Origin of the sequence: Ileibacterium valens (assembly GCF_001945525.1) — a bacterium.
In the GTDB taxonomy this organism is placed as follows: Bacteria; Bacillota_I; Bacilli_A; order Erysipelotrichales; family Erysipelotrichaceae; genus Ileibacterium; species Ileibacterium valens.
The window spans coordinates 1-14,348 of the sequence record NZ_MPJW01000024.1 but is presented as its reverse complement, the minus strand read 5'-3'; the positions used below and the strand labels follow the sequence as shown (position 1 = coordinate 14,348).

The following is a 14,348-nucleotide window of genomic DNA, read 5'->3' as shown; positions in this document are numbered from 1 at the left end:
CATTTATATTGACGCCAAGATGCAGTGTCTGAAGACAGGAAGAAAAACCCAATCTTTCGAATATCTTCAGAGCAGATCAAATCAACAAAGAAAGGAAAAGCTCGCAAAGATCAAAATGAGTCTGTAAAAGAAAAAATCAAATCCATTCATAGAAGACAGAGCAATGGATTTGATATGTACCGCAGGCCGTGCGGGAATTTAAGCCCCTGGAGAACTATACCCCCGGTTCCGGATCTTCTGATCTGGCAGACCGGAGTTCGTCGTTTCCTCTCGGACGAAAGGGGAATAAAACATTATCTAGTATTTTAACGTTAACAGCAGAAAATATCAGATAAATGCGAGCAGGTCGCGGTTTTGAAGAATAGACAGAGCGCCCGAACAACAAAGTCAGGACGACAATATACTTCGAGACGTGTTTGGATTGTTTCTGCAGTATTGGCTGTTCTGCTTCTGGTCGGTCTATTTATTGATATCAATGCCGGATATTCGACCATTTCATTATCAGAAATGGCTGAAATTCTTACAGGTGGAGGTTCCGGATCTCTTCGGTACACCTTACTTGAATTAAGACTTCCACGAGTACTGACCAGTATGCTTGTGGGTATTGGGCTGGCTGCTTCTGGATGTATTTTGCAGGGAGTCAGCCGTAATGATATGGCAGATCCTGGTATTCTGGGACTCAATGCCGGAAGTGGTCTGATGATAGCCCTGTTTATCGTATTGATCAGCGGAACTTTTGAAGGATATAGTTTTCTGCTTCCCTTATTAGCTTTTTCTGGCTCAGCAATTGTTGCTTTTATCGAATACAAACTTGCACTCGTTGGGGGCAGACTCAGACCAAAAAGACTTTTATTGATGGGGGTTGCCATCTCCTTAGCCATCAGCTCCCTGACGACAATGCTTATGCTTAAAATGCCTGATTCTGATTACGCATTTGTACAGAACTGGTTGGCTGGAAACATCTGGGGTGCCAGCTGGTTAAACGTAATGATTCTTTTTGCCGGCTTGCTGATGATGATTTTATTTAGTCTTTATCATTCAAGAGTATTGAATATATTTGGACTTGGACAGGAGAATGCGATTTCGTTAGGCGTAAATGTTGAAAAGGAATCTCTGCTTCTGATCAGCGCTTCCGTCGTGATGTCGAGTTTGTGCTGCGCTGTAGGCGGAGGTCTTAGTTTTGTTGGATTGATCTGTCCGCATCTGGCCAGAAAACTGACGGGTCCAAACTATCGTTCCTTAATTATTGTGACTGTTCTATGCGGTGCAGTTCTTCTGGTTTTCTCTGATATCATTTCCAGAACCTTGCTGCTGCCAAGTGAAATCCCAATCGGAATTGTCAGTGCTGTGATCGGAGCCCCGTATTTTCTATACCTGTTAATGAAGGAGTAGTGAAGAGTAATTATTATGGAAAACACAAAAGATACATCCATCCTGTATGCCAACGATCTTTCAGTTGCTTATGGAGACAAGGTGATTATTCCTTCCATGCAGGTTTTTATTCCAAAAGGAAAAATCACTTCGATCATCGGACCAAATGGATGTGGAAAATCCACATTGTTAAAATCCCTTGCCAGAGTCATTCCCCATAAAACCGGAGAAATTGTCCTGGATGGAAAAAGGATGTCTGAGCTTTCTTCCATAGAGATTGCCAGAAAGATGGCTTTATTGCCTCAGGGCCCGCAGGCTCCGGCGGGATTAAGTGTAGAAGAACTTGTCTCTTATGGCCGATATCCTTATCAGAAAGGTGTTGGCCGATTAACTCAGAAAGATCATGAAATAATTGAAAAAGCCATGAAGGAAACTGGAGTAGAATCCTTAAAAGACAGAAGCATCGATCAGTTATCCGGAGGGCAAAGGCAAAGAGTATGGATTGCAATGGTACTGGCTCAGGACACACCATTAATTTTGCTGGATGAGCCTACCACCTATCTTGATATGGCCCATCAGCTTGAGGTTCTTGAGCTTTTGCAAAAGTTGAATCAGGAAGAACATAAAACGATCGCTCTGGTCATTCACGATCTGAATCTGGCCGCTCGCTTTTCTGATCATCTGATTGCGATGCGAAATGGTCAGGTTCTTTTTGAAGGAAGTGCTCAAAAAGTCATGTCCTCTGAGGTTCTAAAAGCGGTATTCTCTCTTGATGCCTGTATTGAAAAAGATCCCTGGACTGGCCGTCCAACGATGGTTACCTATCGGCTGATCAATAATCAAACGGATTAATTCCTCTAAATCTGCGTATTGAGAACTTCGCGTTTATGACGTGAATGTTCTCTTTTTTCATTTTTTCTTTCACATTTTTGCATCAAACAGCTTTTTACAGCGTTTTCCCGGTAAAATATAATTATGTTTCGCCGCTTTACCAAGGTATGATGGAAAGGCTTCCACAATTTTACACGATATTATTTTTCAAACTTGCAGCATAACTCTTAACCGATTTGAGCCTGCAGTTTGAGTTTTGAAAGCTTTTAATTCATCTTCAGCCAATGACCATTCGTAACCTGCAAAGTTAACTAAACAATCAAATTTAAGAATTGGTATGAAACGAAAACAATCAAATGATCAACAGGATCATCATTAATCTGCTGAAAGGAGTGTACGGCAATCCTGCCCATCATATTTGTGGATGGGATCCTTTGCCAATGATTTATGAATATTTTTGATATTGCAAAAGAAACCGGCTTTTCAATCGCAACCGTATCAAGAGCCATCAATAATTCCGGTTATGTCTCTGAAAAGACCAGAGCAAAAATCATGAAAGTGATTGAGGAAAACAACTATTCTGTCAATGCCTTTGCCAGAGGAATGGCAACCTCTTCCATGTCACAGGTTGGAATCGTCAGCACTGATTCACGAGACATCTATCAGGCGGAATCCATCTACTATCTTCAGAATGAGCTCAAGGCCAAAGGGTATACTTCCCTTTTAACCTGTTCAGGAATTGATTTAAAAGATAAGCAGCAGGCTATTTCTCTTCTGTTATCAAGAAATGTCGATGCCATTTTCCTGATTGGATCTCAGTTTATTGAACCAAAAGCAAGAGATAATGAATACCTCAAAGACGCTGCAAAAAAAGTTCCTGTTTTTTTGATGAACGGGGCTTTAAAAGACCCCAATATTTATTCGATTCGATGCGACGATGAAGCAGGTTCAGCTTCCGTAACCCGATTGGTTCTTGAAAACGGAGCTAAAAATCCATTGATGATCATGCGCCGCAGAACGTATTCTTCCGCAAAAAAAATGCGGGGATTTGAAAATGCCTGCAAGGAAGCAGGCATCGATCCAACCGACAGAATTCTTCAAAATGGTCATCTTGACGGAATGCTGGAAGGGTTGACGGATTTACTGGATAACCGTGAATATGATGCTCTAGTCTGTGCAGATGATGCCCTGGCTGCCAGCGCAATCAAATATTGTCTTCATCAAAACTTAAGAATTCCTGAAGATGTTCAAATAACAGGCTATAACAATTCATCACTCTCTCACATTGCAATCAAGGATATAACCTCTTATGACAACCGCATCGAATATTTATGCAGCACGGCCGTATCTTTGATGAATCAGGTCTTTGACCGCCAGGAAGTCCCGGCTGATTCAGTTTATACAGGAAAAATAATTGAAAGAGAAAGTACAAGAAAGAAAGAGGAAAAGCCAAAAATCAAAACGAGCAGAGCTGAAATGGATGAAGACGAGTATTTGTTTTAGCAATTTCAACCGCAAACCGATTGATCTCTTATCCTGAATCACGAATTTTTCACGATTCATTTTTTCGGATAAGCAAGAAGGCTCGAAAAAGTTTTGTATGAATCCCTATTTGTTTGCTTAAAGGAATCTGAAAGCCTGAAACTTTCAGGTTTCTTTTTTTCTATAGCATGGAGCTCTGATTCAAAGAATCACTTCTGCATTTTAAAACGATTTTCTTTAGGCAAGAGAAACCTCATTTAAATGTTTTGGTATGACAATAGATATTGAAACAGCTATGTTTTTTGTTATCCGAAAATATCGGTAGAAAAGAGTACCTATGAATATAGTTCTTTGGGCTGACTTACAGTGCCCGTTTTGTCTGGTTGGCGAAGAAAACCTGAAAAATGCAATTCAGGAACTCGGACTCGAAGATCAGATCAATATGGACATCAAATCCTATGAGATTCACCGACCAGAGGATGGAGAAGGCGATCATTCTCTCATTCAGATTTTTCAGGAAAAAGATGGATTTACCTATGACGAAGCGCTGGCTCAGGCTGCCTGGATCGATCAGATGGCTAAAGAAGAAGCAGATCTGGACATTGATTTTGCAAAAGCCAGAGAATCCACTGACCTGGATGCTCATCGACTGTTCAAATTTGCCATGGATCAGGATCCCAAAAAAGCGATGTATTTAAGAGATCTTCTTCATCAGGCCTATTTTGCAAAGCAAAAAGTCCTTGCAGATCGAAATACATTGCTTGAACTGGCAAAAGAGGCTGATCTGGATGTAAATTTAGCCAGACAGATGCTTGAATCCAATTTATATATTCGTGAAATCCGTAATGATGAAATGGAGTTTGAAGCCTTAAATGCTCAAAGTGTTCCTTATTTTATCGTTGGACATGAAGTTGTTCCAGAGCATCTGACTAAGGAAGAAATGAAAAAAGTTCTCCTTCGCAATCTGAAACAGGAAAAAGAAACTGAATAAGACGAATCAGTCAGAGTATTCCTGATTTTTTCAGTTCTTGTAAACTTGTTTCTGATTGAATATCTCAAGAATTCAGGATGAATTTTTGATGAATCTGTTTTAAAGGCAGAAAGCCCACCTGACCATAATAATCAGATGGGCTTTTTTCATAATCGTCTTATTCTTTCGTTTTGCTTCAGAGTCTATTTCCTGAAACTGATCATGTTGAATTTACTTCCAGTGCTTAAGTTTCGAAAGCCAGAGATCGATCTGATTGTGCATGGCTTCTTCACTCAGATTTTCCGGATTTGGCATCTGTTTTGCCAGAAAATCAATCAGGGATTCCTTGGAGTCATAAACAAAAGTTCCGTTTTCATAGCACCATTTGCAATAGTCTTCATTGAAGCTGCCATCTTGTTCATGACTGATTAAGTCATCTTCATTGAGCGGCATTCCACAGCATTGACAGATGAGTTTTCTCGGCGTTCCTAACAGCGTATTGATCGAGACATTGAATTCCTTAGAGAGAAGCTTCAGAGATTCCGTATCCGGCTGAGTATCGCCATTTTCCCAACGGCTGATTGCCTGTCTGCTGACCATCAGACGTTCGGCCATTTGTTCCTGAGTAAGCTGATTCTTTTCACGAAGCGTTTTGATTATTTTTTTAACTTCCATTATTTTTCTCCTGTACTTGTTTGTAATTTCATTTTATCTTCAGGTGCGATCCTGCAAAAGCAACTCGTTGTTGCGGCAGGAGAAATAAGATTTGATTCCTCAACCAAAACAATAGACTAGCAATTGCAAACGTCTTCATTCATTTGTATCTCTACTGACAGAAGCACTCAAATCGATAAGCTCATATTGAGAATAAAAATGGGAGCTTGTTTATTCCGGAGTTAAAAAATCCTGTCTCCGAACTTATAGAAACATGATTCTGAATTTCAAGAAGTTAAAAAGTGAAATTCAATAATATCAAAAGTTATATCGAAAAATCTAATTTTGATTTTTATATTCTCGGCTGCCCGAGATTGGTTGAAGAAGTAACTGGGGATCTTTTTTCTTCCATCACCATCTCTCGCAACGATTAAATTACTTTGAGCCCTGGAAGAAGCAACAGATCCCGCAGGAACTTAGTGACTCTTATAACGGACTCACTTCTCGTATAATCGATGTAAAAGGCCATAAGCGTAGCAGCTTACGGCCTTTTACTAAGGAAGAAGATTTAAGGGTTATAGAAAGGATAGATTATGATTTATAAATTATTATTAAACAATACTATTTCAATGATATTTATCTCATTGTCATCCATTTACCAATTTGGTGCTAAACGAGTGGCTGATAAAACATAATCATAAATTATAGAGCTTCGTCTATCAAAGTCGTCAGCTTATCCAAATTTGTTTTTCCTCGTTTAACCGCCAGTCCTATGATCAGCATTGCGCTTATAGAGATAACCATCATAAACGATGCAATACAGCAACTCACCGTCTGGTTTTTCATGAAAAGCATCAGACTTAAGGATAATGATGAAAGGATCATTGTATTGCTTAGCCATTTCTTTAACCGATTATATAAACGTGTCTGTAGAACAAATTCCGATTTAAGTTGTTCAATTCTTAATCTTTCCATGTTTACTCTCCATAAGATCATCAAGTTCTGCAAGTTCGATTCAATCGTCATCAGAAGTGATTTCTTTCGATTGTCCAGCTAATCTTCGAATCAACTTTTGATGAACTATGAATGATTTACAGATTCTCTTTATTGCGCTTTAATACTCAATATGTGTAATAAATGAATATCAGACCGAATTATTTTCTGATCTGAAAATTAGTAGTTCAGACCTGGATCGAAGAAGCCAACCAGAACTCCAAGGAAAGCGACCACAACCAGAAGCAGCATCACTTTTAAAGGAGACATTTTCTTCTTAGCCATTAACCACCAGCAAAGGATAATAAATGCAGCCGTCAGAAATCCAGGATAAACACCATCTAATGTGTTCTGAAGAACAAGGAATGGTTCATCAGCTCCAGATGCTGTCATACTGAATGCGGTTTTTACTGAAACCCAGGATGCAGCAACAGCACCAATAACAATTCCACCAAGCATGGTAATGCTTTCACGAAGAGCCAGTCCCTGTGGTCCTACCAGGAAATCTACGGCTTTTCCACCCATCTCATAGCCTTTGACAAACAAAAGCTTCATTCCGAAATAAGCAATCAGGTTCCAGACAATGATGTAGAAAATTGCGCCTAATGGACTTCCACCTGTTGACATACCCATAGCAACACCAAGCAGAATTGGAATCAGCGTTCCTACAACCAGAGAGTCACCGATCCCAGCAATTGGCCCCATCAGACCTGCGCGAAGACCATTAATGGTTTCATCATCAACGTCGCCTGATCCATTTGCTCGAGCTTCTTCAAGTCCTGCTGTAATACCAACGATAACAGTTCCCAGCTGAGGTTCAGTATTGAAGAAGCTGCGGTAGGTATTCATACTTCTTGCCTGAGCTTCTTTATCATCAGGATAAAGATCACGGATAATTGGCAGCATAGCTACCATATAACCGAATGTTTGCATATGTTCTTGTGAGAAGCAGGTCAGATGTCCGTAATACCAGTTTCTGAAGGCTTTACTAAAAGCCTTCTTAGAAATCTTCTTTTCCATGATTAGATGTCCTCCTCTTCTTCATATTCTGCGAGTTCAACTTGTGGTTTCGTTAAGGTAATCATCTTGATTCGATAATTTATGAACGCGAACATCGCAGCGATGATTGTAGCGGATACCAGGTTAATACCCAGGGAGGCGGCTAAAGTAAATCCAAAGAAAAACGGGATAAAGTCGATAGGTTTGGTAACGATCTGTTTCAACAGGATAGCGATTCCGACACACGGCAGTAGCGCGCCGACAGTAAAGAGTGTTTTCATGGCTAATCCATCCATAGGCAGGTAGTTTTTAATCAAATCAACCATTGGAACACCCATCTTAACCATGATCATTGTCGGTAAGAACGAAAACAGGATGTGGGATATCCATGGATAAACCATATCCACAGCATAAAGTTTGTCGTAGTCTCCTTTCTCGACTGCTGTCCAACCTATATGTTGCCATACCAGGTTCATTGTTGCGGTGCCATAAAACAGCACAGTTCCCAACGTACCAACCATAGTTCCAAAAGAAGTAGCCAAGGCCTGTCCGTCTGGTGAATCAGCCGATAGGCCATAGGATTTCAAAGCGATCATTGCCAGAGGAATACCGATATAGGATACAGCTCTAACGTCGGCCGAAACTGTTCCACCCGGTGTAACCAGAGCAATGTATACGATCTGCATCGCTACACCGACAAGGATACCGCTTGCCACATCTCCTAAAACAATTCCACAAACCAGCCCACCAACGAGAGGTCTACCTAATGTGTAGTTACCAATACTGGTACCACCCATACCTGGCATACTTGCCAAACAGGCAAATAGCCCCAAAATAGCTGCTTGCAGCCAACTGATTTCCATAATAATTTTCTCCTTATGTTAAATCTTTTTCTCTTTTCTTTATCATTCTTCTATCAGATATAACTGTAGAAATTAATAACCAAATTCCCCTTTAAAATCGTTCCAGTTTCCGATCGAAACATCTGGAAGCAGAGCAAATTTAACGTTGTAACCAGCTTTAGAAATCTTTTCCAGAGCATCCGCTTCTTCCTGAGTAATCGACTGATTGTTGCCCAGCTTAACAGCTTCAGGTCTGTCATTGCAAGGACCGATAATCAAGGTTTCTACACCTGGTTTAAAGCCCGCTTCAACCAGAATTTTTTCCATATCGACTGGATTTTTTGTAATTACAAAGTATTGAGTATCTGATGCGAGAACTTTTGGAGATTTTTTAATGAAGTCTTCAACTGTCCAGACAAATGTCTTCTTACCCGAAGCAGCCTTATAGGCATTTTTCAGTACAGGATTACTTGCAGCTTTGTCATTGACTGCAATAATTCCATCGCATGGGAATTCTTTCGCCCATCGGGTACAAGTCTGTCCATGGATCATTCGATCATCAACTCTTAAGAATGTAACGCTCATTTTTTCCTCCCTTTTCTTTAAAATGAAAATTTTTCTTTTTATGAATCTTGCAGCGGCTCTCTGCAGATCCATTGAGTAGCTAAACAATCTTTCATGCATTTTTAAATAAGAATTCTGTGGGTTTGCAAACTTGGATCAATCTTAGACTTCTTCGTCTTCATCATCTTCAACCGCAAGTAGAAATTCTTTTAGTGCTCCTTGTGCTTCCGATAACACACCATCTTTGGCATCATCCAGACTCATCGCATCTTTCATAAGTAATGCTGTCAGTGCCAGTGGAAGATTCATTCCTCCAATCACTCTGGTTTGTTCAGTCAATCCCTTTTCATTGATAACGTTACAGGCTGTGGTTAAAGGACTTCCCCCGATCAGATCGCCAAGCAGTAAGATTTCATCATCGGTATTGACATTCGAGATTACATCTTTGAATGCTTCCGCAAATTCATCCGCACTCTTACCATCTTCTAATCCACAGCTCAACAGGTCTTTTCGTTGTCCAGCAAGCATGCCAAGAGCATTGGCTAATCCATCCGCAAATTTCCCATGACTGACTAGAATTACATATTTCATATTCCGTCTCCCTTCTTACACACATATTTTCGATTTTTTCTCAGTTTTACAGTATTGTTAGATGTCATAAGTGATTGTTAGAAATTCACAATATCTTGTGACAGATGTCATTTGAATTATTTAATAATTTTTACTCCGGTAAAGCTAATCCCCTTTCTATCCCTGCCATGCAATTCGACTGATCAGGCCACAAAAAAAAGCTGACCGGATCAGTCAGCCGTAAAATAACAATATGAATAACCAGCAGCATAATACAGACAGCTGTCCGTGAGGCATTCATAGTTCTGATTATTCTCTGAGAAAAGAGTTGAGCTGTTTTTGAAGATCAAGAAGCTCAAGATCTAAATCCGAAGAGGATCTGATAATTTTACTTATTCCATTATTCAGAAGACGAGAGGCATCTTCGAATTTTCGAAAGCGCTTCTTTGCTTTCGTATGGCTTAAAGCAAAATCAAGCATATCCCAGGATACTTCATCATTTGCGATTTCAGTATTTTTAACCAGTTGAACCATCGCACTGGTTCCGCTGGTCTGTTCCATCATCATCGTTTGAATTTCAGGATCACATGTAAATAAACGCAAAAGGTCCCATGCGTCCTGTGGATGGGCAGTTGTTGCCGATATCCCCATCATAAGCGTTTCGAGCGAACAGCGGGATTGTTCGCTGTTCAGAGAAGGCATTGGTAAAATCGTCCAATCAAATGTAGAATAACGACGTACTTTCCATGGATAAGGACCATAAGTTTTATATTCAGCCAGACTCATTGGCGCAAAAGCCGTTTGCCCTGAATCAAAACCCTCGGTTGTATTTCCTGAAAAATTGCTTTGATCTACAGCAGCCATCTCCTGCATAAAAAGCACAGCCTGGCGAACATCATTCTGGTTGATATAGGCCGTATTGCCTTCATCATTAAATAAATTCAATCCAAAGGCCTCGATTGTATCATCCACCGTATACCCTGAAATTCCCCATTGGTCGACAATACCGTCAAAATCAGAATCTTTTGTAATCTGCGAACTGATACGGAGAAGATCTTCTGTAGTCCAGTTCCAATCAGGAACTACTATTCCTTCTTTTTTTAGAAGACCCTTGTTAACGAACATCAGCTTCAGGTTGCATTGGTAGGGCAAAGCATAGATTTGATGATTATAAGTCCCTTCTTCGATCGCTGATGAATAAAAATCTGCGGATTGGACATATTGATCCTGCTCAATAAAAGAATTCAGTTCTTTCAAAGCCCCAAGGCTGGCCATAGTATTAAAGTCCTGATCCAGTACCATGAACAGATCAGGCTGCATCCCTTTTACAATCTGTTCCGAAAGCCATTGCGAATAGTCATCTCTGACGATTCCACTGGTGTATTTTACTTTCACATAAGGATGAGTACTTTCAAAACGAGAGATCACTTCATCTACAATCGTATAAGTTCCACTCTCCGGCACATTCCAGTTACTGGTGGATAAAATTCCAAGATGAAGAGTATAAGGGATAGGTAAAAAACGCAGGAGACTGCAGATACATACAGATAAGACAAGTCCAACAATCACTTCAAATAGAATTCGATGTTTTTTTCGAATATTGTCACACTGCTGCTTCATCCTTTTTGAATTAAAAGTGTCAAGAAATCTTTTTAATCTATGCGATTTCCCGTCGTTTAACTCTCTTTTTCTATCAACCATCCACTAATCTCCGACCATCTCCCGGATTCGTCCACGGTTTTCTACAGCCCAGATGGCCAGCTGTGTTCGATCACGAAGAGAAAACTTATTCAGGATACTTGAAAGATAATTTCGAACCGTCCCCTCTGAAAGATAAAGAGCCGCTGCAATTTCCTTATTTGAACGTCCATGACCAATCTGTTGAATAACTTTCCACTCCGTTTTGGAGATTTCATTTTCCGAATTTTCATCCACCCGGATAATCGTCTCTTCTGACTGATTCTTTGAAAACATATTGAAAACTTTGGCAGCAATATCAGGGTTCAGCATGGCTCCGCCTGAGTGTACCGTTTTAATCGACATGGCCAGCTCTTCCATGGATACTCCTTTGAGAAGATATCCACTTGCTCCATATTTCAAAGCAGAGAAGACAAAATCATCAATCATCAAATGTCGTCAGAACGATTACTTTTGTTTTTGGATAGTCTTTTTTGACCAGACGCGTCGCCAGAACACCATCCATTTTTGGCATTCGAATATCCATAAGGATGACATCCACATATTCTTTTTTCAGGAGATCCAGAACCTCGAGTCCATTGGCCGCAGTCCCTACGACTTTAATCTCCTCATCCATGGATAGAACAATTTTCAGTGAGTCTCGAATCAACGCCTGGTCATCCGCAATCACAACATTAATCATGAAATTCCCCTTTCTGCAGTGGAACCTGAATCCGAGTTGTAAATCCATCAGATCCATCAAAATGTATAGTTCCATGAATTGCCGCAATTCTTTCTTTCATCTGTGTCAATCCGTAGCCCGGCTCAATACAATGAGCTCCAAATCAGTTGTCATCAATAATAATATTCAGATTTTCATCAGCGATGTAAAAATGAATCTGTATATGGTTCGCAGCTCCATGACGAATAGAGTTGGTGATGCTTTCCTGAACTACCCGAAAAAGGGCATCCTCTTTAGCTACTTCAAAATCGATATTTTCAACTTCATAATTCAAATCAATCTGTAAATCATCACTCAGTCCGATAAACTCAGTAATCATCTTTTGCAGTGCTCCCTTCAGCCCTGACTGTTCAAGAGCTCCTGGACGCAGCTTATTGAGTGAATTTCGAACATCGGATATGCCCTCACGAACGACCTGCGAAACAAGATGCAACTGTTTTTTAGCAAGATCTGGTGATTTATCAATAATGATCAATGTCGCATCTACCCCTGCTGCGATTCCTGTTAGAGCGTGTCCGAGCGTATCATGAATTTCTCTGGCGAGTCTTTTACGTTCATTGTTTTCACCGATACGCTCTGTTATTGCCGCATAATTCTTCAGTTCTCTATTCACCTGGTTAATCATATTTAACTCTTGAGCAATATTCTCATTTTCCTTGGTTTGATGATTAATATAGAGCGAAAGATACGCTACAAAGATCAGAAGATTAATCATTTCAAGCAGATTTTTCAGCATGATCAAAAGGCTGCTCAACGAATGATCAAAAACGTTAAAATAGGCTGCTGGATCTGCCATCGGAAAGAAAAATGAAACGACATAATAATTCGACAAGAAGTATAAACAGGCCAGAATTCCTAATACACTGTAACTGGTCGTATTCTTTTCCCTTCGCATATGAAACAGGCAATCCGAAAAAACCATAAGAAACAGACCTGAATAAGCCATGTTCAGATAATAAACGATCTGAAACCCAAGGATGATCTCCAGAATGATACTGGTCAGATTGGCTGCTTTTTCAGATATTTCACTGACAGACCGTGATAGGATCAATGCCGCCAGGACCGCATACAGAAACAGACAGGCAAAAAATATTGTTACCGGATTTTTCGGAATATGATCGATCTCGCTTAAAAATAAATTACTTTTTTGATGATTAACAATAAACCTAGTAGCTAACAGAAAAACTGAGGAATAAAACATAACAATCAGATAATTCAGACCCACCATGAGGTTTCGAAGAGATGAAATCATCCTCATTCCTGTAAATCGACTCATTGCCACTCCCTCAGCGCTTTTACATCCAGATTGCTGCGGTCGAGCAATTTAACAGGAATAACAGTTACAGGCTCAATTTTATCTTTTTGCAGCGCTCTATACATTTGTTCCGAGGCTATTTTCGCCATATCATAGGGCATTTGCATGACAGTTGCTTCTGCTGAAGAAGACCTTGTCAGCTGCTCTTTAAAGTCAGGAGTCCCATCGACTCCATAAACTCGTATATCGTCCCGATTAAGGTATTGAAGGGCTGCGATGGCTCCCATTGCACTTGGATCGTTCAAACACATGATGAAATCAATATCTGGAGTTTCTTCCATCATTGAAAGCACTGCAGGCATCGCAAGTTCAGTCTGTCCAAAGCATTCCGCTTCATTCACAACTTTAAATTGAGGATAGTTCGTTATTTCATAAAGAAAGCCTTCAATACGATCCCTTCCGCTTCGAACCTCGGAATGTTTGATCAATGCGACATTGCCCCCTTCAAATTTTGAAGCAAGGTCTTTTGCCCAAAGAACACCAGCTTCAAAATTATCTGAATAAATAGAACTGGTCGTACTTTTTGAGGTATCCATCGGACAGTCAATGACAATCACGGGAATTCCTGCATCTTTTGCCTCCTGCAGACTTTCTTCAATAGTAATTGAATCGACTGGATTAATGAAAATCCCATCGACCTTCATTTTTATAAACTCTTCGATCTGTTCAGATTGTTTATCTGGATCAAGCATTGGATCACGTAAAACCAGACGATCTCCCCGACTTTCAACAACCTTAACCAATTCATTTTGAATCACAGTATAAAATGGATTATTCATGGTCATATAGCTGACACCGAAAATACGGTTGCCCCCATAACTTTTCATCGTGTAGAGATCATATATGAAAGCCGAAGTAAAAAACATCAGAGCTATCATTCCCCATAGAAATAAATCTCGTTTCGACTTCATACTTCACTTCCTTTTATCACTATTCTATTAAATCTTCTGAATCAATTATGAAACCTCAATGACCCGAATCATAAGCAGTAATTATTCCGTTGTTGCTTATTACAATTCTATCTGAAATGATTAGTTAAAAGCTATGATTGTCGATGGTCTCTAACCTTAAAAACGTACAGGAATTCCATTCGAAAAACTAATGACATTTGTCATAAAAGGATTTTCCACTTATCAATTTTACAGAATTTCCCTGTTTGATCTTTAATAACTTCTGATTATCAGAAAAAAGATCCTATCTTGTGATCAACAGTAACCTTTTGAAATTTGCACGGGCTTTTATTCCCGGTTATCCCTGAATACCATCAAAGGCGGAAATCTTCTCTGTGCTCCAGCTTTCCTCTCAGGAAAGTCGGAAACGGAAGATTTCCGCCTTTTG

The 14,348-nt window shown here is 39.9% G+C and carries 15 protein-coding genes; 4 read left to right on the top strand and 11 right to left on the bottom strand.

Features of this window, described 5'->3' with window-relative positions; all coding sequences use genetic code 11:
* Positions 1–354 precede the first annotated feature (354 nt).
* The 4 genes from BO222_RS00605 (at position 355) to BO222_RS00590 (ending at position 4,675) form a co-directional block, all read left to right on the top strand.
* Complete coding sequence (locus BO222_RS00605; RefSeq protein WP_075817442.1) at positions 355–1,392, top strand: FecCD family ABC transporter permease; 1,038 nt, start codon at positions 355–357, stop codon at positions 1,390–1,392.
* Between the two features lie 15 nt (positions 1,393–1,407).
* Positions 1,408–2,223, top strand: coding sequence for an ABC transporter ATP-binding protein (locus tag BO222_RS00600; protein WP_075817440.1), 816 nt, complete (start codon positions 1,408–1,410; stop codon positions 2,221–2,223).
* Between the two features lie 426 nt (positions 2,224–2,649).
* The gene (locus BO222_RS00595) at positions 2,650–3,705 is read left to right on the top strand and encodes a LacI family DNA-binding transcriptional regulator (RefSeq protein ID WP_075817438.1); all 1,056 of its coding nucleotides are present in this window, start codon (positions 2,650–2,652) and stop codon (positions 3,703–3,705) included.
* A 316-nt stretch (positions 3,706–4,021) separates the two neighbouring features.
* Positions 4,022–4,675 carry a DsbA family oxidoreductase gene (locus tag BO222_RS00590; protein WP_075817436.1) on the top strand — a complete coding sequence of 218 codons (654 nt, stop codon included), beginning with the start codon at positions 4,022–4,024 and terminating at the stop codon, positions 4,673–4,675.
* Between the two features lie 210 nt (positions 4,676–4,885).
* On the opposite strand, the gene BO222_RS00585 is transcribed toward BO222_RS00590, so the two are convergent.
* The 11 genes from BO222_RS00585 to BO222_RS00540 form a co-directional block, all read right to left on the bottom strand.
* The gene (locus BO222_RS00585; protein WP_075817434.1) at positions 4,886–5,329 is read right to left on the bottom strand and encodes a zinc ribbon domain-containing protein; all 444 of its coding nucleotides are present in this window, start codon (positions 5,327–5,329) and stop codon (positions 4,886–4,888) included.
* Positions 5,330–6,010: 681 nt separating this feature from the next.
* Positions 6,011–6,283, bottom strand: coding sequence for a hypothetical protein (locus BO222_RS00580; protein ID WP_143356870.1), 273 nt, complete (start codon positions 6,281–6,283; stop codon positions 6,011–6,013).
* Positions 6,284–6,481: 198 nt separating this feature from the next.
* A complete protein-coding gene (locus BO222_RS00575) occupies positions 6,482–7,321 on the bottom strand; it encodes a PTS system mannose/fructose/sorbose family transporter subunit IID (RefSeq protein WP_075817431.1) in 840 nt (279 codons plus the stop codon).
* A gap of 2 nt (positions 7,322–7,323) precedes the next feature.
* Positions 7,324–8,163: a PTS mannose/fructose/sorbose/N-acetylgalactosamine transporter subunit IIC gene (locus BO222_RS00570; RefSeq protein ID WP_075817429.1), complete on the bottom strand. Its 840-nt coding sequence runs from the start codon at positions 8,161–8,163 to the stop codon at positions 7,324–7,326.
* Between the two features lie 72 nt (positions 8,164–8,235).
* Entirely contained in the window at positions 8,236–8,727 is a 492-nt protein-coding gene (locus BO222_RS00565) for a PTS system mannose/fructose/N-acetylgalactosamine-transporter subunit IIB (RefSeq protein WP_075817446.1), read from the bottom strand.
* Positions 8,728–8,868: 141 nt separating this feature from the next.
* Entirely contained in the window at positions 8,869–9,297 is a 429-nt protein-coding gene (locus BO222_RS00560) for a PTS sugar transporter subunit IIA (protein ID WP_075817427.1), read from the bottom strand.
* Between the two features lie 288 nt (positions 9,298–9,585).
* A complete protein-coding gene (locus BO222_RS00555) occupies positions 9,586–10,896 on the bottom strand; it encodes an ABC transporter substrate-binding protein (protein WP_158024526.1) in 1,311 nt (436 codons plus the stop codon).
* Positions 10,897–10,980: 84 nt separating this feature from the next.
* Positions 10,981–11,403 carry a response regulator transcription factor gene (locus BO222_RS14480; protein ID WP_430623972.1) on the bottom strand — a complete coding sequence of 141 codons (423 nt, stop codon included), beginning with the start codon at positions 11,401–11,403 and terminating at the stop codon, positions 10,981–10,983.
* The gene (locus BO222_RS14475; protein WP_430623971.1) at positions 11,396–11,656 is read right to left on the bottom strand and encodes a response regulator; all 261 of its coding nucleotides are present in this window, start codon (positions 11,654–11,656) and stop codon (positions 11,396–11,398) included. Before BO222_RS14475 ends, BO222_RS14480 begins: the two co-directional genes overlap by 8 nt.
* 142 nt (positions 11,657–11,798) lie before the next feature.
* A complete protein-coding gene (locus tag BO222_RS00545; RefSeq protein ID WP_083647601.1) occupies positions 11,799–12,971 on the bottom strand; it encodes a sensor histidine kinase in 1,173 nt (390 codons plus the stop codon).
* Positions 12,968–13,921 carry a sugar ABC transporter substrate-binding protein gene (locus tag BO222_RS00540; RefSeq protein ID WP_075817425.1) on the bottom strand — a complete coding sequence of 318 codons (954 nt, stop codon included), beginning with the start codon at positions 13,919–13,921 and terminating at the stop codon, positions 12,968–12,970. The genes BO222_RS00545 and BO222_RS00540 overlap by 4 nt, the downstream gene beginning before the upstream one ends.
* Positions 13,922–14,348 lie beyond the last annotated feature (427 nt).

Excerpts from the sequence above, each read along its gene's own strand:
- BO222_RS00600 (WP_075817440.1), top strand. The coding sequence starts at position 1,408 with ATGGAAAACACAAAAGATACATCCATCCTGTATGCCAACGATCTTTCA.
- BO222_RS00595 (WP_075817438.1), top strand. The coding sequence starts at position 2,650 with ATGAATATTTTTGATATTGCAAAAGAAACCGGCTTTTCAATCGCAACC.
- BO222_RS00590 (WP_075817436.1), top strand. The coding sequence starts at position 4,022 with ATGAATATAGTTCTTTGGGCTGACTTACAGTGCCCGTTTTGTCTGGTT.
- BO222_RS00585 (WP_075817434.1), bottom strand. The coding sequence starts at position 5,329 with ATGGAAGTTAAAAAAATAATCAAAACGCTTCGTGAAAAGAATCAGCTT.
- BO222_RS00580 (WP_143356870.1), bottom strand. The coding sequence starts at position 6,283 with ATGGAAAGATTAAGAATTGAACAACTTAAATCGGAATTTGTTCTACAG.
- BO222_RS00575 (WP_075817431.1), bottom strand. The coding sequence starts at position 7,321 with ATGGAAAAGAAGATTTCTAAGAAGGCTTTTAGTAAAGCCTTCAGAAAC.
- BO222_RS00570 (WP_075817429.1), bottom strand. The coding sequence starts at position 8,163 with ATGGAAATCAGTTGGCTGCAAGCAGCTATTTTGGGGCTATTTGCCTGT.
- BO222_RS00565 (WP_075817446.1), bottom strand. The coding sequence starts at position 8,727 with ATGAGCGTTACATTCTTAAGAGTTGATGATCGAATGATCCATGGACAG.
- BO222_RS00560 (WP_075817427.1), bottom strand. The coding sequence starts at position 9,297 with ATGAAATATGTAATTCTAGTCAGTCATGGGAAATTTGCGGATGGATTA.
- BO222_RS00555 (WP_158024526.1), bottom strand. The coding sequence starts at position 10,896 with ATGAAGCAGCAGTGTGACAATATTCGAAAAAAACATCGAATTCTATTT.
- BO222_RS14480 (WP_430623972.1), bottom strand. The coding sequence starts at position 11,403 with ATGATTGATGATTTTGTCTTCTCTGCTTTGAAATATGGAGCAAGTGGA.
- BO222_RS14475 (WP_430623971.1), bottom strand. The coding sequence starts at position 11,656 with ATGATTAATGTTGTGATTGCGGATGACCAGGCGTTGATTCGAGACTCA.
- BO222_RS00545 (WP_083647601.1), bottom strand. The coding sequence starts at position 12,971 with ATGAGTCGATTTACAGGAATGAGGATGATTTCATCTCTTCGAAACCTC.
- BO222_RS00540 (WP_075817425.1), bottom strand. The coding sequence starts at position 13,921 with ATGAAGTCGAAACGAGATTTATTTCTATGGGGAATGATAGCTCTGATG.